The organism is Methylobacterium fujisawaense (assembly GCF_014138435.1).
Classification (GTDB): Bacteria; Pseudomonadota; Alphaproteobacteria; order Rhizobiales; family Beijerinckiaceae; genus Methylobacterium; species Methylobacterium fujisawaense.
In genome coordinates this window covers 598,897-618,158 of record NZ_JACJIM010000005.1, presented here as the reverse complement: position 1 = coordinate 618,158, position 19,262 = coordinate 598,897, and the positions used below count along the sequence as shown (strand labels likewise).

Annotated in this window: 21 protein-coding genes; 10 read left to right on the top strand and 11 right to left on the bottom strand. The window is 67.1% G+C overall.

Annotated elements, in window-relative coordinates; all coding sequences use genetic code 11:
* Nucleotides 1-559 precede the first annotated feature (559 nt).
* The 3 genes from GGQ91_RS18705 to GGQ91_RS18695 form a co-directional block, all read right to left on the bottom strand.
* A complete protein-coding gene (locus GGQ91_RS18705) occupies nucleotides 560-1,843 on the bottom strand; it encodes a cation:proton antiporter (protein WP_182592593.1) in 1,284 nt (427 codons plus the stop codon).
* 234 nt (nucleotides 1,844-2,077) lie between these two features.
* On the bottom strand, nucleotides 2,078-2,992 hold the full coding sequence (locus tag GGQ91_RS18700) for an extracellular catalytic domain type 1 short-chain-length polyhydroxyalkanoate depolymerase (RefSeq protein ID WP_182592592.1): 915 nt from the start codon (nucleotides 2,990-2,992) through the stop codon (nucleotides 2,078-2,080).
* 45 nt (nucleotides 2,993-3,037) lie between these two features.
* Entirely contained in the window at nucleotides 3,038-3,463 is a 426-nt protein-coding gene (locus GGQ91_RS18695) for a hypothetical protein (protein ID WP_244447728.1), read from the bottom strand.
* A 648-nt stretch (nucleotides 3,464-4,111) separates the two neighbouring features.
* Here GGQ91_RS18695 and GGQ91_RS18690 point away from each other — a divergent pair.
* On the top strand, nucleotides 4,112-4,756 hold the full coding sequence (locus GGQ91_RS18690) for a BA14K family protein (RefSeq protein WP_182592591.1): 645 nt from the start codon (nucleotides 4,112-4,114) through the stop codon (nucleotides 4,754-4,756).
* A 411-nt stretch (nucleotides 4,757-5,167) separates the two neighbouring features.
* On the opposite strand, the gene GGQ91_RS18685 is transcribed toward GGQ91_RS18690, so the two are convergent.
* Nucleotides 5,168-5,464, bottom strand: a complete 297-nt coding sequence (locus GGQ91_RS18685) for a hypothetical protein (protein ID WP_182592590.1) — start codon at nucleotides 5,462-5,464, stop codon at nucleotides 5,168-5,170.
* A 351-nt stretch (nucleotides 5,465-5,815) separates the two neighbouring features.
* Here GGQ91_RS18685 and GGQ91_RS18680 point away from each other — a divergent pair, with 351 nt between their 5' ends.
* Nucleotides 5,816-6,082 (top strand): hypothetical protein, encoded by a 267-nt coding sequence (locus GGQ91_RS18680; RefSeq protein ID WP_124263045.1) that lies wholly within the window; start codon nucleotides 5,816-5,818, stop codon nucleotides 6,080-6,082.
* Between the two features lie 299 nt (nucleotides 6,083-6,381).
* Entirely contained in the window at nucleotides 6,382-6,654 is a 273-nt protein-coding gene (locus GGQ91_RS18675) for a hypothetical protein (RefSeq protein ID WP_343066815.1), read from the top strand.
* Nucleotides 6,655-7,003: 349 nt separating this feature from the next.
* Here the strand turns inward: GGQ91_RS18675 and GGQ91_RS18670 are convergent, their stop codons facing one another.
* Together GGQ91_RS18670 and GGQ91_RS18665 are read right to left on the bottom strand one after the other, a co-directional pair.
* Nucleotides 7,004-7,750, bottom strand: a complete 747-nt coding sequence (locus tag GGQ91_RS18670) for a Crp/Fnr family transcriptional regulator (protein ID WP_182592589.1) — start codon at nucleotides 7,748-7,750, stop codon at nucleotides 7,004-7,006.
* Nucleotides 7,751-8,066: 316 nt separating this feature from the next.
* Nucleotides 8,067-10,397 (bottom strand): FdhF/YdeP family oxidoreductase, encoded by a 2,331-nt coding sequence (locus tag GGQ91_RS18665; RefSeq protein ID WP_182592588.1) that lies wholly within the window; start codon nucleotides 10,395-10,397, stop codon nucleotides 8,067-8,069.
* A 140-nt stretch (nucleotides 10,398-10,537) separates the two neighbouring features.
* Here GGQ91_RS18665 and GGQ91_RS18660 point away from each other — a divergent pair, with 140 nt between their 5' ends.
* Complete coding sequence (locus tag GGQ91_RS18660) at nucleotides 10,538-10,765, top strand: hypothetical protein (protein ID WP_236952839.1); 228 nt, start codon at nucleotides 10,538-10,540, stop codon at nucleotides 10,763-10,765.
* Between the two features lie 53 nt (nucleotides 10,766-10,818).
* Here GGQ91_RS18660 and GGQ91_RS18655 read toward each other — a convergent pair whose 3' ends face one another.
* Together GGQ91_RS18655 and GGQ91_RS18650 are read right to left on the bottom strand one after the other, a co-directional pair.
* Nucleotides 10,819-11,493, bottom strand: coding sequence for an HAD family hydrolase (locus tag GGQ91_RS18655; protein WP_043755328.1), 675 nt, complete (start codon nucleotides 11,491-11,493; stop codon nucleotides 10,819-10,821).
* 14 nt (nucleotides 11,494-11,507) lie between these two features.
* Nucleotides 11,508-12,479, bottom strand: coding sequence for an alpha/beta fold hydrolase (locus GGQ91_RS18650; RefSeq protein ID WP_182592587.1), 972 nt, complete (start codon nucleotides 12,477-12,479; stop codon nucleotides 11,508-11,510).
* Between the two features lie 327 nt (nucleotides 12,480-12,806).
* On the opposite strand from GGQ91_RS18650, the gene GGQ91_RS18645 reads away from it, so the two are divergent.
* Entirely contained in the window at nucleotides 12,807-13,985 is a 1,179-nt protein-coding gene (locus GGQ91_RS18645; RefSeq protein WP_182592586.1) for a zinc-dependent alcohol dehydrogenase, read from the top strand.
* A 131-nt stretch (nucleotides 13,986-14,116) separates the two neighbouring features.
* On the opposite strand, the gene GGQ91_RS18640 is transcribed toward GGQ91_RS18645, so the two are convergent.
* Nucleotides 14,117-14,299 (bottom strand): hypothetical protein, encoded by a 183-nt coding sequence (locus GGQ91_RS18640; protein ID WP_043351806.1) that lies wholly within the window; start codon nucleotides 14,297-14,299, stop codon nucleotides 14,117-14,119.
* A 203-nt stretch (nucleotides 14,300-14,502) separates the two neighbouring features.
* Between GGQ91_RS18640 and GGQ91_RS18635 the strand changes: the two genes are divergently transcribed.
* From GGQ91_RS18635 to GGQ91_RS18615, 5 genes are all read left to right on the top strand, one after another.
* Complete coding sequence (locus GGQ91_RS18635; RefSeq protein WP_182592585.1) at nucleotides 14,503-14,796, top strand: hypothetical protein; 294 nt, start codon at nucleotides 14,503-14,505, stop codon at nucleotides 14,794-14,796.
* Nucleotides 14,793-15,515, top strand: coding sequence for a hypothetical protein (locus GGQ91_RS18630; RefSeq protein ID WP_182592584.1), 723 nt, complete (start codon nucleotides 14,793-14,795; stop codon nucleotides 15,513-15,515). The genes GGQ91_RS18635 and GGQ91_RS18630 overlap by 4 nt, the downstream gene beginning before the upstream one ends.
* A 4-nt stretch (nucleotides 15,516-15,519) precedes the next feature.
* Complete coding sequence (locus tag GGQ91_RS18625; protein ID WP_182592583.1) at nucleotides 15,520-15,885, top strand: hypothetical protein; 366 nt, start codon at nucleotides 15,520-15,522, stop codon at nucleotides 15,883-15,885.
* Nucleotides 15,886-16,335: 450 nt separating this feature from the next.
* Nucleotides 16,336-17,100 carry a Crp/Fnr family transcriptional regulator gene (locus GGQ91_RS18620; protein WP_182592582.1) on the top strand — a complete coding sequence of 255 codons (765 nt, stop codon included), beginning with the start codon at nucleotides 16,336-16,338 and terminating at the stop codon, nucleotides 17,098-17,100.
* A 2-nt stretch (nucleotides 17,101-17,102) separates the two neighbouring features.
* Complete coding sequence (locus GGQ91_RS18615) at nucleotides 17,103-17,372, top strand: hypothetical protein (protein ID WP_043755316.1); 270 nt, start codon at nucleotides 17,103-17,105, stop codon at nucleotides 17,370-17,372.
* A 344-nt stretch (nucleotides 17,373-17,716) separates the two neighbouring features.
* On the opposite strand, the gene GGQ91_RS18610 is transcribed toward GGQ91_RS18615, so the two are convergent.
* Together GGQ91_RS18610 and GGQ91_RS18605 are read right to left on the bottom strand one after the other, a co-directional pair.
* The gene (locus GGQ91_RS18610) at nucleotides 17,717-18,013 is read right to left on the bottom strand and encodes a hypothetical protein (RefSeq protein WP_043351817.1); all 297 of its coding nucleotides are present in this window, start codon (nucleotides 18,011-18,013) and stop codon (nucleotides 17,717-17,719) included.
* Between the two features lie 257 nt (nucleotides 18,014-18,270).
* Nucleotides 18,271-19,257 carry a PhnA-like protein gene (locus GGQ91_RS18605; protein WP_182592581.1) on the bottom strand — a complete coding sequence of 329 codons (987 nt, stop codon included), beginning with the start codon at nucleotides 19,255-19,257 and terminating at the stop codon, nucleotides 18,271-18,273.
* Between the last annotated feature and the right edge of the window lie 5 nt (nucleotides 19,258-19,262).

Genomic DNA, 19,262 nt, shown 5'->3' with positions numbered 1-19,262 from the left:
CGGCGCTTTAGCCGACGGGCCAAACGCTCAAAGCTCCGTTCCTTCTGAGCCACGCCGTGTTTCCCGGAGGTCGACCAGTTCGAGCCGCCGCCGGTGGTAGAACCGATCGACCCGTTCGAGAGTGGCGAAACTGATAGCGTCCAAGGATCGCTGCGACCCGCGGGCGGAGAAGCAGACGAGGCCCCGCCGGATCGGGACCGGTGGTGCGGATCCTGCGCCGTCGGACGACGCCGGTCAGGCCCCTCCCCCGCATCGGCCGGGCCATCGTGCCGCGCGCCACCGCGCGTCTCCTTCGGCTCGGGCCGGCAGCCGCTTCGGATCGGCCGGCCGCGCTGCATGGGCGTGGGCCATCGATGGGTCGATCGACCGGATGCAGCCCATTGCGAGCCGTGCTCGCCCTCATGCTCCCGGACCGGCCGGACCGCCCGCTCGCGAACCTCGGCGAACGGGCGTAATATTCGGCGTCCTGGCTCCAATCTCCCGGGCGTTGGAGCCTCCGGAAAACCCGGCGCGGTTCATGACTGGAGGGCTCGGGAAACGGTTTGGTTCCGAGGCCGCTTCAGGGTGGGGGTGCCGTGAACACCAAGCCGAGCTGTGAGCTCTCCGTCCCCCGTCCCATCCTTCGGTCCACCAAACGCAGCGTCGGCGTGACGGTGACGCCATGCATCAGGATCGAGATCAGAACCGTCAGGCCGGCTGTGGCCCAGAGAAGGTCCGCGCGCTCGAACGTGGCCTGTCCGCACGCATAGGCGAGATAGTAGACGGTCCCGAGCCCCCGGATGCCGAAAAAGCTCACGACTGCGCGCTCCTCAAGGGCTCGGTCGCTGCCCAGCATGCCGATCCATCCGCTAAGAGGACGGACGACCAGCAGGGCGATCAGGGCAAACAGAGCGGCTTGCCAGGTGAGAGCCTCGAGTAAGCCGCCGCCGACGAGCACGGCGCCGAAGCCGACGAGGAGCACCATCATCAGGAGGCGTTCGAGTTCCTCGGCGTAGTCGTGCATCTTGCGATGATATCCATGGCCCCGGCTCGATGAGCGAAGGGCTAGGGCCGCGGCGAACACGCCGATGAAGCCGTAGCCGTCTGCGGCTTCGACGATGCCGTAGGCGAGGCAGGTCACGCCCAGGGCCACGAAGCCGTCACCGGTTCGGGAGAGCTTCGACAGGTTCGGGAGGTGAAAGGTCAGCCAGCCGAGGGCACGGCCGATGATCGCGCCCAGCACGGCACCCACGGCGATCTTCCAGAGGACATCCACCGCGAACCAGTGCGACCAGGACAGGCCGGCCAATCCGCCGCCTGCGGCGAGCGCGATGGCGAGGTTCACGAAGGGAAAGGCGAGGCCGTCGTTGAGCCCGGCCTCGGAAGTCAGGGCGAAGCGCGGCTCGTCCTCGTGATCCTCGGCCGGGTGACCGACCTGAACGTCGGACGCGAGGACCGGGTCGGTGGGTGCCAGGGATGAACCCAGCAGAAGCGCGGCGGCAAGCCCGAGTCCCAGCAGGGTCGATGCCAAAGCCGTCAGGGCGAGGATGGTCAGCGGCATGGCGATGCCGAGCAGGCGCCACGTCACAGCCCAGCGCCGCCAGCCGATGAGCCGGTCGATCTTGAGGCCCGCGCCCATCAACGAGATGACGACGACGGCCTCGGTCGCATGCTCGATGAGCTTCAGATGCAGGCTCGGATGGGGTGTGATGTCGGCTACAGCCGGGATGGCGGACAGTGCGGCCCCGATCCCGACGCAGCAGATGGGCAGGGACAGAGGAAGGGCCCGGAGCACCATCGGCAGCCATGCCGTCAGAAGCACCAGGACACCGAACCCGGCGACGACGAGGACATAGGTTTCCATTCAACGATGAACCGCATTGGGGCCCGGCTCGTTCCTCATCCCGCACCGTCTGCAACGGTCGGTCCGCCGGGTCCCCCGCGCGAAGCGACAGTTTGTGTCAGCCCGCCCGAAGCCGCCCCTTGCCCGCCCTCGCCTCCGGCCCGAGCCGGCCCATCGGTCTAAAACCTGGACAGGAAGGTCGGCTCAGGCGCGATCCTCAAGAATCCGCCCAGTCTGGCGCATCCTTGAAGAGCGTCAGTGGCGGTGCGCTTGACGGTGCTTCGCGTGCGACAGGAAGAAGCGCAGCATCTCGCCACTGGCATCCGGACCGGTCGGATCGGTGTGCGAGCCGGCCGGGTGGCCGCCGGCCCAGGCGTGGCCAGCGCCGTGCAGGACCCAGTGCTCCGAAGACCACTGGCTGTCCGGTTCGGTCAGGACCCTCCGCGTATATGCCATCCCGCCCTTCGAGCGTCCCGCGACGGTGGTAACGGTCAGTCGTCCCTCGGGCTGCGCCTGGGCGAGCGCCTGATCACCGTTGACCGGCGAGACGGTCGTGTCCCTGTCTCCGTGGAAAACGATGGTCGGCACGGGATGCGCGGCCTGTACCGGCCGGAGCAAGGCACCCCGCCGCATCGTGGCGATGGCGGCCGACATCGAGCCGGCCGAACCGCACGCCAATCCAGAATGGATGCCGACCGCCGCGTAGAGGTCCGGGTACATCATCGCCATCACCGCGGCGGCCGCACCGCCCGAGGACAGGCCGGCGACATAGACCCGCGACGGATCGACGGAGAACTCGGCCATGATTGCGCATGTCAGACCGGCGATGATCGACGGCTCGCCCCGGCCACGTCTCTGGTCCTCATCCCGGAACCAGTTCCAGCTCTTGGCGAAGTTGGCCGACCGTGGCTGGTCGGGATAGGCGACGAGGAAGCCCTGCGCCTCCGCCAAAGCGTCCATTCCCGTACCGATGGCGAAGTCGCGCGACGTCTGCGAACAACCGTGCAGCATCACCACCAGCGGAAGCGGTGTCCCTGCATATCCGGACGGAACGAACAGGTCGTAGGCCCGGCTTCCGGCGGCGTTTCCGAACCGGCGCGCCAGCGCGCGCGGCCGGTCGATGGCCAGCCCCGACGGGCGTGTCAGGGCTGTCCCAAGGGACTGATTCATTGGGGTGCTCTCGTGGGTGACTGAACCTGCGGCAATCGGGTCGGGCTACGACAGCGTACCGATCATGCCCTTCACGGCGCGCCTGGTGTTCTCGCAGGACCGCCTGTCACCGAGCCGATCCGCGTCGGCGGCACGGACGATGAGGGTGTCGGCGTGCCCGACGCCCTCGGCCGTCGAGACCCGGGCGGGATCGTTCGGGGCATCGTGGCGGGTAGCCCGCATGCCCCCGGCTGATCCGGTCCGAAGGGTGAGTCCTGCTTGCAGGCCGAACACTTGGACGGCACCGGCGCGATCGAGACGCTGTTCGATGGTACCGATCCGCTCGGCGCCGGACGATGCCAGCGCCGGCAAAGGCGCGAAGGCGGCGGTCAGGATGGTGAGGGTGGCCAGGACGAGGCGCATCGGCGAACGGACTTTCCAAGGGTCGGCAGCATCCGGGATCCGCTCGGCGAGCGCATAATCCGATGCCATCCCTCACCGATCGAAGCGAGGGTAGCATCGAGACAATCCTCGCCTCGTCGTCTTGTTGCCTTGCGGCATGAAACGCGGGACAGGCCTGCGTCTGAGGGTGTAAGCAGCCAAAAATTTAGCCTTCGGACCACGTTATTATCGGCAGATCTGAGGAACAGATCGAAGATTGTCCAAATCATGGTCGAGTGCGAGTTCGATGAGCTTGTTTTTTGCGCGGTGTGACGGATTTAATCTATCGTCGTTCCATCATTTGATGGTGCGCTTGTCGATAGCAGCATCGTAATTATTCGATTGCTTCTGCGATCCGCCGGTTCAGGGTCGGCTTCGCCCCGGGGGCATAGCCATCACCCGCGTCCCGGCCTCGGCTCGCAAGCCTCGACACATGGAACGTCCTCTGGTGCGCGCGTTGGACGAGGTCGCGGAGACAGGGCGGCCGACCTGAGGCATTCGGGCGAGGCGCCCGTCACAGGACATTCCATGCAGACGGATCCGCCGTGCGGCGAGAGCCCGGCGCCGTGCCGAAAGATGGTTTCGGCTTGCCGTATTAATATTGCTCATCTGAATATGGACATAATGTAGCATGACCTATTTGCCCGACGGCGCGTTGTCGGATCGGAAGAAATATTTATCTTCGATTGGCAGGGCACGATGAAACAGACAATCCTGACGGCCGCCGTCGTCCTCGGGACGCTGGTGATACTTCCGGCGAGCGCCGATGCGCGCGGCGGCTTCGGTGGGGGCGGGTTCCACGGCGGCGGCTTCGGAGGCGGTGGGTTCCACGGGGGCGGGTTCGGCGGTGGCGGCTTCCGGGGTGGCGTAGCAGGTCGCGGCTTCGGCGGCGGGCTCGGCGGCAATCGCTTCGGCGGCGGTGCTCTCGCGGGTGGCGGCTTCGGTGGACGCGGGGGCCTCGGAGGCGGTGGGATCCGCGGAACAGGCTTCGCTGGCAACCGAGGGTTCGGCGGACGAGGCTACGGCCGACGCGGCTATGGCTATGGCTATGGCTATGGCGGCCTGGGGCTGGGCGTCGGTCTCGGCCTAGCTGGAGCTGGATTGGGCTATGGTTACGGCGGATTCGACGACGGATATTATGGCGGGGACTACGCGCCTGCCGGTTACGGCGGTTACGGGGGTGGCTATGCCCCAGCCGGATACGGGCAGGGTTACGGTGCCGTCGAGACGGAGGTGGCACCTGCCGGCGACTCGGTCAGCTACTGCGTTCAGCGTTTCCGGTCGTACGACCGTCGGAGCGGCACGTATCTGGGCAACGATGGTCAGCGCCATTCCTGCCCGTAACGATCTGCGCGGCCTCTGACGGGACCGCGGCACGACAGGCCCCCAGCCGCACGGCTGCGGGGCCATCTGCCCCACCGGGTTCCCGCTGCGGTCAGGTGAGAGAGCGGGGCATGCGCCCTTCGTGACGAAGGTCTTGCCGACCAGCCGGACGTGTCGCCCGAGTCTGCTTCTGCGAGGAACGGGCAGCGTTCACGCTCACTGTCGCAGTCCGCTGCCGATCTCCCGTTGCGGCGTCTGAACGCCCCCGCCCGAGCTCCCGCCTTCGGGCGGCGCCGGTCGTATGGCGAAGCGCGGACAGGCAATGCTCAATACTGCGGGCTTCCGACCGCTGGCCAGGGCCGTCCGCGGAAGCCATCCGTGTCCCCGCCGCCATCAGGGCGGCTGCTCACCCGTCGCGGTATCCCAGGCGGTTCAGGCGTGCCGGAGAGCGTACGAACGATCTCCTGGGCGCTTCCGCACCGGTCGACGCTTCAGCGCATCCGGCGTGAGGTCGCTCGCGTCTCCGAGCAGTCGTCGGCCGGAGGTGATCACCTGGAGGGTCTGGCGATCGGCGCCCGTTGTCCACGCGGCCTGTTCCAGGTGCTGTAACCGAGCAATCATATCCAAATGGCCTGCGGTCGCGTGACCGAGTTGTTTTGTCACCAAGTCTGTCACCAGGCGCTGTAGGATGCTCAATTCGTTCTGATCAAGCTGAGGAATGGTTGTCACGTCGCGCCTCCTTGGGGTTCGGCGATGCAACATGGCTCACGGCCACAGGTCGATGCTTCAACATAAATTGGATTGGATCGTCTTTTTGATCTGTCTTTTGATAGAAACTAGCAATACAGAGGCGGGATTTAGCGAAAAACGAAAGCAATCTGCATCGAAAGCCTCCGCGGCGCGGAACCTTGCGGCATGGGAGAGCTTCATCAAGAGCGGGAATTCGCACGGTCGGCCCGCTGCAGTCTCCGGCAAAAGAGTCCGCGGACTCGTCAACCCTACCGCCTCTACCGGATCTGTCCGCCCGCCGTTCGGATGGGGCGGCCGCTGCCGGTGCTTCCTGAATCGATAGGATCTCCCATGAAGCGACTGCTCCTCGCGATCGCGGCCATGACCGCGGCAGGACCGGCTTTGGCGCAAGACTCGTCTTATCGCGATCCTGGGGCGACGGGATCCATCATCTCGAATCAGCCCAACAACACGGGTGGCGGGGACGATTTCACGGAATCTCCAGGTGGGACCGGCGTAGACGCGTTCAGCAGCAGTTCGGCCGCGGGCGGCAACGCCAGCCGACCCGAGGTTGGTGCGCCCAACAGCAGCGGCGGCTCCAGCGGCAGCGGCGGCTAGACGGTTCGCTGCCGAAGAGGGCCGCTGATCCAGCGCCAGTGAGCACAACAGATCAAGACCTGGGGCTGTTCCTGCAAGCAATGCGATCGGGAGCAGCCCTGGCCTGCCGCGGTCAAAGCCTCAGTTCCGAGCACCAATATTCGGTGAAGTCATTGGAACTCACGCATGGGCGTGGCCCATGAAGCAAACAGAGCTTTTCCCGAGAGGCGAGTGTCATGCTGTTTCGATCCGAGGCCCCGCCGCCGCCCGGCAACCTGCGTGTGTCGGAGCTGGGCGCCTCCGACCGGCCGACCACGGCGATGCTGAAAGCCGATATCGACAGCGGCGCCACGGGGGACAAGATCGCCGTCTACGACCCGGGCCTGTCGTCGCTCGGGACCGATGACGAGGCGGCCGGCTCCGCACCGTCGCATCAGCGTATCGCGCTGGCGCGCGAGACCGAGGCGGCGTCCGCAAAGGTCAGGCGCGCCGCACGGTCGCCCAGCCTGGACACCTGGATCGTGCTGGGGTTCAGCGGGTTCATCGGTGCGATCGGGATCGTGCTGAGTGCCGCCATCTGGATGGGACACTGAGTTCGCTGGCGCGATCCATCGGACCAACGCGGCACGACCATCCTGAACCAGACCTTGTATGTCTTGCGCCGGCGGTGCGGAATGGCTCCCCCGAAGGATCCGGGCTTGGTCGCGACAAGCCACGCGCGCCGACGGCTGCGCGATCCGAGATACGGTGCCACCACGGTCGGCGAATTCAGGCCGGGCGGACCTATCCACCGGTCCCGGGGTTGCCTTCCGAAGTTTCGGCGCGGTCCGCGCGGTCTCCTGAACTGCGTGCGGGACCATGCAAGCGTAGACCGTCAGCGACGGGGTGCCGGCCTCAAGATCGTGGCTCCTCGCGGCGGCCCGCACCGGCGCGGACGGGGCCTCATCCGACCGCCCGATTCTCAAGCTGCAGGTATGTAGAGTCGAACTCGGAGACCCGCAGAAGCTCGTCCCATGCCTCGATCACCAGTGCGTTGCTGCGGAGCGTGATCAGGGTCTGACCGCGCATCTCCTTCAACACACGGTTGATGTGCACGGGTGTCAGTCCGAGTGCGTCGGCGAGATCGGTCTGGGTCATCGGGAGCGGGCAGCGGAAATTACCTGCCAGGCCCACCGCCTGCAGCTTCAGGTACAGCTCGCAGAACAGGTGCGCGACGTGCTCGAAGGCCGAGCGGCGGCCCATGCTGACGAGCCATTCGCGGAAGATGCCCGAATCGATCAGCGTGTCGCGCCAGAAGACCGCCGCGAGCCCGGGATGGCGCGCCGTCAGTTCCCGCAGGCTCTCGTGGGGGATGAAGGCAACGACGGCCTTGGTCAGAGTGGCGAGGCTGTGATCCATCGTGCGGACGTGCAGGCTCTGCAGATCCGGGATGTCGCCCGGAATGTGGAACGACATGATCTGCCGCTTGCCCTGACGGAGGAGCTTGTACCGGCAGGCCCATCCTTCGAGGACGAGGCAGCAATGCGTGGGCTGGTCGCCATCGCGTACGATGTCTTGCCGGGCGTTGAGATGGTGGATCCGCACCGGCAGGCCCTGGATGGCCTGACGTTCGGTGTCGGAAAGGGTGGCGATGCTCTCCAGCTTGCGGATGAGCATGCCCAGGGCATGCTGGTCGGGCGCTGATCTCATATTGTTCCACCATGGCATTGCAGGCGGAAGCGCGCGGCTCTCCCAGTCACCAGAGCCTGTACCAAATCGGCTGATGATATTCGCGAGACTAAACCAATGTCAGTTTCGTGTTCTGTCATAAGACAGATTCGCGAGTTGATTGATCATCGGTACCGCGCAGTTTCTGCCGGTCGACGCGGCTGCCGCTCTGCGACGACCCGAACGGCTGGCCTCTGACCGGCTGACCGAGAAAATCGGACCGGAGGCGGGTCATGACCGGAGCCGCCGGCCTCGAGGCTTGCGCCGGAGCGGGGCTCAGACCCGGCCCGGCGTCCGTTCAGCCTTCGGCGTATTCCAGCAGGGGAGCGATCACCCGGTCGCCGTCGGACCGGATCGTGACGGGGATGCCCTTGGCGGCCGGCGTCTTGCTGCCGATGGCATAGTGCCAGATCGGCATCAGGACGTTGCATTCCGGGTAATAGCCGCCGATGCAGCCGATCGGGATGTCGTAGGCCACCACCAGCAGGCCCGAGAGCGCCCGGTCGACGCCGTCCTTCGCCACGGTCCGCAGCGTCACCGCCTGGCCGACCTTCAGGCCCAGGCGGTCGATATCCGAGCGGTTCATCAGCACCACCTTCCGGGTGTTCTTGATGCCCCGGAAGCGGTCGTCGTAGCCGTAGACCGTGGTGTTGAACTGGTCGTTGCTGCGCAAAGTCATCAGGCGCAGGAAATCGTGCCCGACCTCGGGCATGTCGGCATCCTCGTCGAGGCCGGTCGGCGTGACGAAATTGGCCCGGCCCGTCTCCGTGTGCCAGTCCCGGCGCTTGGCCGGCAGGTCGCGCTGGAAGCCGCCCGGCTCCCACATGCGCCGCTCGTAGTCCCAGAAGGACTCCGGCAGCGTCTCGCCGATCTCCTTCCGGATCTCCGCGTAGTCGGTCCTGTAATCCTCCCAGCGGACCCGCGGGTTGGGCTCGAGCACCCGCTGCGCCAGTTCGCAGATCAGCCGGATCTCGCTGATCAGGTGCGGCGAGGCCGGGCGCCGCAGGCCGCGGTTGCCGTGCACGCAGGCCGAGGTGTCCTCCATGGACAGGACCTGCTGGCCCTTCGTGGTCTCGTCGATCTCCAGGCGGCCGATCACCGGCAGGATGTAGCTGACCGCGCCCGGCAGCAACGCGCTGCGGTTGAGCTTGGTGATCACGTTCACGGTCAGCCGCAGCCGCCGCCAGGCCGGCTCCATCTGGCCGTGGTCGGGAATGGCGCGGACGAAGTTGCCGCCCAGCATGAAGAAGGCCCGAACCTCGTCCCTGAGGATCGCCTCGCAGGCCTCCACGGTGTTGTAGCCGGCCTCCCGCGGCGGCTCGAAGCCGAACTGCGCGCCGAGCCGGTTCAGGGGGAACAGCTCGGGCTTTTCGGTGATGCCCACCGTGCGCTGGCCCTGCACGTTGGAATGGCCGCGCACCGGGCAGATGCCAGAGCCGCTGCGGCCGATATTGCCGCGCATCAGCAGCAGGTTGACCAGCATCTGCACGGTCTCGACCCCGGCCTGGTGCTGGGTCAGGCCCATCCCGTAGACCGCGACGGTCGCCTTCGCCGCGCCGTAAACCTTCGCGGTCGCCTCCATGTCGGCCCGGTGCAGTCCGGAGCGGCGCTCCAGCGCGTCCCAGTCCTGGCCGCGCAACCAGTCGGCGAAGGTCTCAAAGCCGTGGGTGTGCTCCCGGATGAAGGCCTCGTCGAGTATCGCCGGGCCGCCGGCCGCCAGCGAAGCGTCGTGCGCGTCCAGCACGGACTTGCAGATTCCCGCCAAAGCCGCGAGGTCGCCACCCGCCTTGACCTGATGGTACTGCGAGCTGATCCGGGTCTCCGTGCGGCTCAGCATCTCGGCGGGCGATTGCGGGTTCAGGAACCGCTCCAGCCCGCGCTCGCGCAGCGGGTTGTAGGTGATGATCGGCACGCCGCGCTGGCTGGCCTCCTGCAGCGGGTGGAGCATGCGGGGCGAGTTGCTCCCCGGGTTCTGGCCGAAGAACAGGATGCAGTCGGACTTGGCGAAATCGTCCAGCGAGACGGTGCCGATGCCCTGGCCGATGCTGACCGGCAGCGCCACCGAGGTCGTCTCGTGGCACATGTTGGACGAGTCCGGCAGGTTGTTGTTGCCGTAGAGCCGGGCGAAGAGCTGGTAGAGGTAACTGCCCTCGTTCGAGAGGCGGCCCGAGCTGTAGAAGACGGTGCCGGTCTTCCGGTCCTCCACGGCCAGGAGTTCGCGGGCGATCTCCTCGATGGCGTGGCCCCAGGAGACCGGCACGTACCTGTCGGTCGCCGCATCGTAGCGCAGCGGATGGGTGAGGCGGCCGGTCTGCTCGAGCTCGTACTCGTCCCAGTCCAGCAGCTCGGTGACCGTGTGCTTGGCGAAGAAGTCCGGCGTGCAGCGGTGGGCGGTGAGTTCCCAGGCCATGGCTTTCACGCCGTTCTCGCAGAACTCGAACGGCAGCGGGTTCGCGGGCTTCACCCAGGCGCAGCTGTTGCACTGGTAGCCGTCGACCTTGTTGTGGCGGGTCAGCGCGATCGGCCCGCTCGCCAGCACGCCTTCCTGCCGGAGGATGTTGCCGACCGAGCGCGCCGAGCCCCATCCGCCGGAGGGAAGGCGGTAGGGCCTGAATACGGGCTTGTCCAAGGGTAGAACTCCTGGCCTGAAAAACTTTGGGAAACACCGGCGCTCGGGACGCGTTTACATTTCAACACGCCGACGTATTAAATTGATCGCGAAAATAGTGTTCTTTAACGGAGGTTCGTTTGACCGTCACGAGAGATTACATGCTCAAGAAGTCCGAGGGGCCTTCGGAAGCGAAGCTGTTCTTCGACACCAGGGCGGTGCCGCTGGCGGCCAATCTCGCCGGCAGCCTCGAAGTCGCTCTGGAGCGCGCCTCCGTCCGCAGCGGCATCCGGCCCTCGCTGATCCTGGCGGCCTGCCTGGGCGCCGGCGTCCTGGGGGTGCTCGGTCTCGTCCGCAACGCGAGGACGGCGCAAAAACGCGTACCCTGACTCCCCTGCGCCGGGGCGCCGGAGCCGGTTGCCACCCAGATGTCCGCCCCGGATCAGCGACGTCCGCCGACCTCGTCCAGATGGTCCAGCAGATCGGCCGGATCCTCGTAGACGCGTATGGCCCCGGACCGCTCCAGCTCCTCGGTGCCGTAGCCGCCCGAGAGGAGGCCGACGCCGAGACCCCGGCAGCGGCGTGCGGCCAGCATGTCCCAGATCGAATCGCCGACGATCACCGCCGTCTCGATCGGCTTGCCCAGGCGGTCGGCGGCCGCCAGGAACAGGTCCGGGTCGGGCTTGGCGTATTTGACCATGTCGCGCGTCACGACCGGGACCCGGTCCGGATCGACGCCCAGCGCATCGAGATTGACCCGGGCCGTCTCCATCCGGCCGCTCGTGGCGATCGCCCAGGGGATCCCGGCCGCCGTCAGGGTGTCGAGCAGTGCCTTCGCCCCGGGTAGCGGCCGGATCTGCCCCGAGAGCCGTCCGTAGGCTTCTGCATGCAGCCGGCCCAGCTTGGCGACATGTGCGTCGCTGATCTCCCGCCCCGTCTCCCGCAGGAGCTGGTTCGTGAACAGGCCGCCGCTCATGCCGATCTTCCGGTGGATGCGCCAGACCGAGAGGGAGATCCCCTCCGCGTCGAGCGCCTGATTCCAGGCGAGGACGTGCTGGTAGACGCTGTCGACGAGCGTGCCGTCGAGGTCGAACAGGAAGCAGGTTTCGATCCGCATGGCTGCGTGCTCCTTCAGGCCGCCGGACGGATCCGCTCCGACGCGCGCTCTACGGCCGCGACGACACGCTCGGGTGCGAGATGATGGATCATGTGGCCCATGCCGGGCACGATCACGAGCTCGCTGCCGGGCACGTCGTGGTGGAGCCGCCGCGACTGGCGGCCGACATCGGCGATCTGGTCGTCCCCACCGGTGATGATCACGACGGGCAGGTCCAGATCCCCGTAATGCGCCTGCAGCTCGACCGTGACGGGCGTCATCATCGCGGCATCTTCCGCCGAGGCGCGCAATTGCAGCGGGCGCAGCATCATGGCCGTCGGAAAGCTGCGCGCGAAGCGCTCGGGGATGGCGGCCGGGGCGAACAGCCCCTTGATCATGGCCGGCATCATGAGGCGTCCTGCGAGCGGCGAGACCGTGTGGCGCAGCAGGTCGCCGATGCCGGGGATCGCCACCGGCGAAGCCAGGATCACGTCGGCGCGCAGCGTCGGATAGTAGTAGCCCGAGGCCAGCACGAGGCTGCGCACGAGCCGCGGTGCCTGAAGCGCGAGAGCGACCGCGACCAACGTGCCCCAGGAATGGCCGAGGACGACGGCCTGCGTGACGCCGAGCTGTTGCAGCGCCTTCTGGAAGAGCGTGGCGTGGGCGCGGGGCGTCCAGAAGCCGCGCGGCCGGTCGCTGTAGCCGTAGCCGGGGCGATCGAACACGATGACCCGGTGGCGCTTGGCGAGGTCGTCGACGATGCCGCTGACCAGGAAGTCCTGGATCAGGGTGCCGTTGCCGTGGATGAGCACCAGCGGCTCGCCTTGGCCGCGCTCCAGGTAGTGGAGGCGGACACCATCGACGGTCAGGAATGAGCCGACGGGTGGCGTTTCCCGTTCCGCCCGGCGTGTCATCGTCGCCGCGTAGAGCGCGGACGCGCCCAGGGCCGCGGCCGATCCGAGCAGCGCCGGAACGAGCCATGTGCGGGAGTCGGTGCGTCGCGTCATGCTGTGAGCCTTACGAGTGAGAGGACGTGCGCCGCGATCAGCGGGATCGATCGGAAGCGGCGCGGCCCGTGTCGCGGGGCGAGTCGGTTCCGAGTGGAAGGCGCGCCGCGCGCGGGTCCTCGGCGCATGCGTCGTGATGGCGTCGGATCGCAGGGGGATGACGCACTGCAATATGCCAACACCGGAGTTCAGCGTTCGATCCCGATCCTATGAATAAATAATCGGCAACGTAACTTGCCGGAATGAGGTGCGGAATTATCCGGATCATTCGACGTGAAATGGCGGTTGATTTCAGAACGCCGCTGTTTGGCGATGGAGATATTTGCGATGAAAGCACTCACCTGGCAGAGCCGCGGAACGATCACCTGCGAGACCGTGCCCGACCCGAAGATCGAGGAGGGGCGGGACGTCATCATCAAGGTGACCGCCTGCGCCATCTGCGGCTCGGACCTGCACCTCATGGGCGGGTTCATGCCGACCATGGAATGCGGCGACATTCTCGGCCATGAGACGATGGGCGAGGTCATCGAGGTCGGGCGTGACAACCGGAAGCTGAGGGTCGGCGACCGCATCGTCGTGCCGTTCACGATCTGCTGCGGCGAGTGCCGGCAGTGCAAATGGGGCAACTGGAGCTGCTGCGAGCGCACAAACCCGAACGGCAAGCTCCAGGCGCAGACCTACGGCTATCCGCTCGCCGGCCTGTTCGGCTTCTCGCACATCACCGGCGGCTTCGCGGGCGGCCAGGCCGAGTATCTCCGCGTGCCCTACGCGGATGTCGGCCCCATCGTGGTTCCCGAGGGCCTCAGCGACGAGCAGGTCCTGTTCCTCAGCGACATCTTCCCGACGGCCTACCAGGCCGCGGAACACTGCGACATCGGCCCGGAGGACACGGTCGCGATCTGGGGCTGCGGCCCGGTCGGCGTGCTCGCCGTGAAGTGCTGCTACCTGCTCGGCGCCAAGCGCGTCATCGCCATCGACAGCGTGCCCGAGCGGCTGGCGCTGGCCCGTGAGGCCGGTGCCGAGACCATCGACCTCGGCCATCAGAACGTGCAGGACACGCTGATGGAGATGACCCACGGCCTGGGGCCCGATTCCGTGATCGAGGCCGTCGGGATGGAATCCCACGGGGCAGACACGACCCTCCAGAAAGTGTCCTCCGCCATCATGGAGCACACGGTGAGCCTGGAGCGGCCCTTCGCGCTCAATCAGGCGATCCTGGCGTGCCGTCCCGGCGGCAACGTCTCGATGCCGGGTGTCTTCGCCGGTCCCGTCGGACCGGTGGCGCTCGGCGTCCTGATGAACAAGGGTCTCACCCTCAAGACGGGCCAGACCCACATGGTCCGCTACATGAAGCCCCTGCTGGATCACATCCAGAACGGGGATATCGATCCGTCCTTCATCATCAGCCACCGTTCCACCAATTTGGAGGAAGGTCCGGCGCTCTACAAAGCGTTCCGGGACAAGACCGACAACTGCACGAAGGTCGTGTTCAAGCCGCACGGCTGACATCGGGCGCGGCGGCCGCACCGCCGCGCCTGTTCCCCGAGACACGGGCGGGCGGCCCTCTTGTGCGTGTCGGGCGACCGAAGCCGGCCGCGCAGACCGGGTCCGCCCGGCGCGCGGCATCGGCGCGAGCGTCAACCGGTCACCATCGAGACCAACGCGGCCGATCCGCCGAGCGCCACAGCGCCGATGCCTCCGAAGAAGGCGAGATTCGAACCCGCGACCTGCTCGGAGACCGAAGCGCCGGAATCCGTCACCAGGGATAGGGCGCCCCCGGCGGCTGCCACGGCCAGGGCGACGGACATCATGAGCGACATGGTTCGATCCTCAAGTTCCGGCCATCACGACGGAGGCCTCTCCGCAGTATGAGGTCAAATGAATACCCGATAATGATCATTTGACATTTTATGCAGTAAATACTTGAAATAACAGGCTCATAACGTCACACGGCTAGAACTTCGGTCACACATCGCACGTTGTTCGCCCAGGCTCGACAGATTCGAGCCAGCGAGGTTCACGTGTGTCAGACAATATTTCCGGACAGGACAGCCGCCAGGGCAAGCGCGGTCGGCCCGCCCTCTACGTCCTGATCGTCAGTGTCGGCCTGATGCTGACGTCCCTGGCGGGGCTGATGATCTGGCAGGGGGCGACCGCACCGCCGGACTATGCCAGCCAAAGCCAAGCGGCCTCGCGCAAGCAGATCACCGGCACCGAATCCGGCAAAGCCGACACTCCGTCATCGGCCAACAGCACGGGCGTGCCGGGCGGGAATCCGGCGTACCCGCAGCCTGCCCTGCGCAGCGTCAATCCATGACCGCGGCTGAGAAGGCGAACGACGATCCGGTCGAGGCTGCGGTGCTCGAACGCGCGCAGCGCAACTTCCTCGACAACGGGCCGGGCGACCGGATGTGGTCGGATCCTGATCCTATGGCGGGATCCACGATGAGCGCCGGTTTCGCGCTGAGCGTGGACCAGCAGGCCGCGTTCATCGCCGCGGCGCGGACGGAGATCGCGTCCGAGGGCCATTCGGCCGCTCAGCCGGAGGAGCCCCTCCCCTCGCGGGAAGATGCGACCGCGAAGTTGGGAATTTTCGCGCTCTATGAGAGCCGGAGAAAGGCACAGGCCGCGACAGCCACGCTCGTCGCGGCCGGCATCCCCGAGCAGGCGATCCGGCTCGTGGTCGATCCTCCCGATCCGGATGCCGACCATGCCGAGGCGGACGCGCCGGATACCGGCGGGGGCCAGGCCCTCCAGGATCGGCTCGAGACGTATGGCGTGCCTCCTGAGGCGCTGGACGCCTGCTGCGCGCAGCTGAGGTTGGGCGCGGCGATGCTGAACCTCGTGGTCGCGGACGCTCAGCGTGACCGCGTCATGGGCATCCTGAAGGACCTTGGCTCGGTCGATACGACGCTGCGCCTCGCGACGTGGGGTGCCGAGGGCTGGGGCGGCACGTCGCCCGTCTCGACAGAGGGGTGGGGCGGCTATTCCGCCACCGCGACCGGTGCAACCGAGATCACGACGAGACGGGAATAAGCCGATGGCCCTGTTCGCTCCGGTCCGGTCCGAGACGACTGACCTCCACGCCGTGCGGCGCTACGCGGTGCGCGTCATCGCGCAATCCGAAGCCGAGGACCTGCAGATGAAGGCGGTCACCCTGGCGCTGCTCGGCGGGATCATGTGGCGCGCCGCGCCGGGATCGACCGAGATGATGCAGGACGCAGGGGGCGCTAAAGCCATCCTGTCGACCACCCTCGGTGGCCGCCATCTGACCTTCGCCTACGACCAGAACACCGAGTCGATCGAGATGCGCGAGGGAACGACGGACGGCCCCGTCCTGCACCGCTTCTGCAACCGGACCTTGATCGGGGATTTCGAACGCACCTTCAGCGCCTTGTGGGGTTGAGGGCGCAAGGTCCGATTCCGGTCATCGACGTCAGTCGGATCATCGCTAACGCGATCCCAAGAGGTGTTATTTTTAAATTAAACCACCAATAGAGTGCGCTGAGATCGGAAAATCTCGCGCAATCCTGCTTTTTGACCGAATGGGTCTCCACGATTCCTGGCACAAGCATCTGGCTGTTGCCCGGTGACGTGAGTGCAGCGAACACCGCGAGCGTTCCTTGCTTCCTCATCGCCCGCACGGCTTCTTCCGACCCGAACTCACTCAGGCCCTGCAGCCCCCTCCGGGCCGCGGGGCTTCTTTTCGATCTGGCCGGCCCTCGCCGCTTTGGGCGCAAAGGTCCGGGTTCGAACTTCCGATCTTCGCCGGGGATCACTCAGACCGGGCAGCGCGTTTCTCCCATGGGCCGCGCCCCGACGGTCGCGCCGTCCGCTCACTTGGGAGGGCGGTCCGATGCAGCATGCGTTGACACGCAAGCTCGAGAGTTTCGAGCCCCTCTCCGATCAGGCCCGTTGGGCCCTGAACGGTTTGGTGATCAAGGTCCGGCAGGTCGGGGCTCGCCAGGATCTGATTCAGGAGGGCGACAAGCCCGAGAACGTCCTCCTTATCCTCGACGGCTTCGCGTGCCGCTACAAGGTCCTGCCGGACTGCCAGCGCCAGATCATGGCGCTGCTCGTGCCCGGCGACTTCTGCGACCTGAACGTCTTCATCCTCGACGAGATGGACCACGCCATCGGCACGATCTCGACATGCCAGGTCGTGGACATCCCGCGCCAGGCGATCGACGAGACCGCGACGCACCACGCGAGCATCGCGCGCGCCTTCTGGTGGTGCTCGCTGGTCGACGGCGCCGTCCTGCGCGAGTGGCTCGTCAACATCGGCGGGCGCCTTCCGGCTCCGCGCATCGCGCACCTCTTCTGCGAACTTCTGATGCGCCTGGAGGCGGTGGGACGGGTCACCGACAACAGCTACGCGTTCCCGCTCACGCAGACCGAGATTGCCGAGACAATGGGCCTGTCCGACGTGCACGTGAACCGGACATTGGGCGATCTGCGCGCCCTCGGCCTGATCCATCTCAAGCAGCGGGTGCTGACCATCCTCGACGTCGAGCGGCTCAAGGCCTTCTGCGACTTCACGCCGAACTACCTGCACCTGCGCAACACGCGCTGGGGCGAGCGGCGTGACCTGAGTTGGCCCGGCCGCGCCGAAGGAGGATAGGAATGGCCAGGCGGGGCAACGTCGAGACGCTGCTCGTGCTAAAGCTTCAGCCGATCGCGGTGGACACTGGCAGCCTTGACCGCGACGGCATGCTGATAATCGCCAACGGCCTGCTGGTTGGCGTGCTGGTGCGCCTCGATGCACCCGAGCATGCGCATCCGGGCTATTGGTTCCTGGAGGCGGGGTTCGGACCGCTCCAGGGCGTGCGGGTGGATGCCTTCCCCACCCTCGAGCACGCCACGCGCTGGGTGCGTCATCATCTGAACCGGTGACGCTCACCGCCGAATGGCCATGGCGATCCCGCGGACAGGATGACGGCAGTCGCGCCGGCCACGATCCGAGGCGGCCGCTTGTCGACGGGGACCAGCAGGTCCGGTGTCGAGATTGGCCAGCGCCACGTCGGTGCAGCGGCATCGGTATCCCCAAAAACCGCTACGAGGGTGCGGACGGCGAGGCCAGAGCCGGCCCCCCTCCCCGCGCCCAGCGTCTGCGCTGGGGGTGGCGAGGGTCTCGCAGGGGCCCTGGATATGCCGAGCCCAGGAATTCGCGAACCTGGGCGACGCGCGCTCCTCCGCTCGCGTCGCCCGGGCGAAAACAGGGTGCCGTGGTCCCGTCCTCAGCAATCGTCGTCGCCGGGCTTGATCACCTTGCCCTCCGGCGCCTTGGCCTGGTTCGTGGACGGCTTCGCTTGCGCGCCCACGTTGTTCATCGCGCCGACCGTGCCGGGGGATTCGGCCTTGGCGCCCGGTGTCACATTCGCGGTCGAGCCACCATCGACGTTCGAGGAGGCATCTCCGGCTTGGTGACTGGTGCTGTTCGTGGTGGTTCCGGTTGTGCACGGGGCGGCCGCGGCGAGGCCGGCTGAGAGGAGCAGTGCGGCGATTGCGCCGGTCAGTGTGGAGACGGTCTTCATGGTGGACTCCTTGGAAGTCTGGCGGGCGGTGGATCCGCGGCGGGGATGCCGTGGCGGACGGGTCGATGGCGTCTCGGCCCGCACGCCGAGCGGCTTGCATGAGGCCGTCGCGAGCAGGATGGCGAGATGGAGCTCGGTCACGCCGCCGGGCGGTGCCGGAGAGGTCTGATCTGGGACGCCCAGGGCCGGCACCGGTTCGGATCGGGTCCGGGACGTGAAAGGCCGGTCGAGGCGCGGTCGGCCTCGACCGTCGGTGCTCATGCGCGGCGCGGCGTCAGCGGCTGACCTGCCGCTCGGGCGTCTGTCCGATCGACGGCGGCGCTGCGGCCGGCGAAGAAGGCGGCCAGCGCTCCGAAGATCAGGGCAAGGGCCCCGAACAGCGCCCCCTGGGACACCCGGCGGGCCGCGGCGTCGGCGATCTGCTTCGATTGCTCCTTGGCCGAAGCGAGGGTTTCCTTGAACTGCTGGGTGTATTGGCCGACCTGGGTCCGGGCCTGCTCGACCGGGATGTTCTGTGCCTTGGCGAGGGCGACGGCCGCCTTCTCCTGGGCGGCGGCCTGCTGGGCGCCGTCACCCGAGACGGCGGCGCGCATCGCGGTCACCGCAGCGTCCTTCAGCGCGGCCGGATCGGAGCCGGTGTTGCTGCGGACGCCGGCTTCGATCTCCGAGAACGGATCGGTGACCCTCGTCAGCGACGGGGCGGCCGCCTGCGCCAGGGTCGAGACGGATCCGCCCGCGGCGTTGCTCATCCCACCGATGGCCGTCGAAGCCGTCCCGAGGGCGCCGCCGACGAGGCCGCTCGCCGCCGACGAGAGCATGTACAGCACGACGAGGGTTGAGACCGCCCAGGCGAGAAGGCCGTGATACCCGGCGGTTGCGGCCGACGGCTTGCCCGAAAGCCGGCCGGCCAGAGCGCCACCCGCCACCGCGGCGAGGACGCCGGAGACGACGAACCAGAGACCCGCTCCGATGCCGATCGCGCTCGCCGCCGGGGTGCCGTCGCCGAGGGGATCCACCGTCGACAGGCCGATGCCGAGGCCGAGCATGTTCAGGATGACCTGGGCGATCAGCCCGACCGTGGCGCCGGCGAGGACCGCCCCCCACGAGACCGAGTGCAGCATCATCGTGCGGATGTCCTCGGACGGTGTGACGGCGCTGCCCTGAGGCGGGCCACGGTCGAGCACGGGCCGGTCCGGGATGCCGCGGCCGGTCGCCGCGAGGGTGGTATCGGTGACGGTAGCCATTGTGG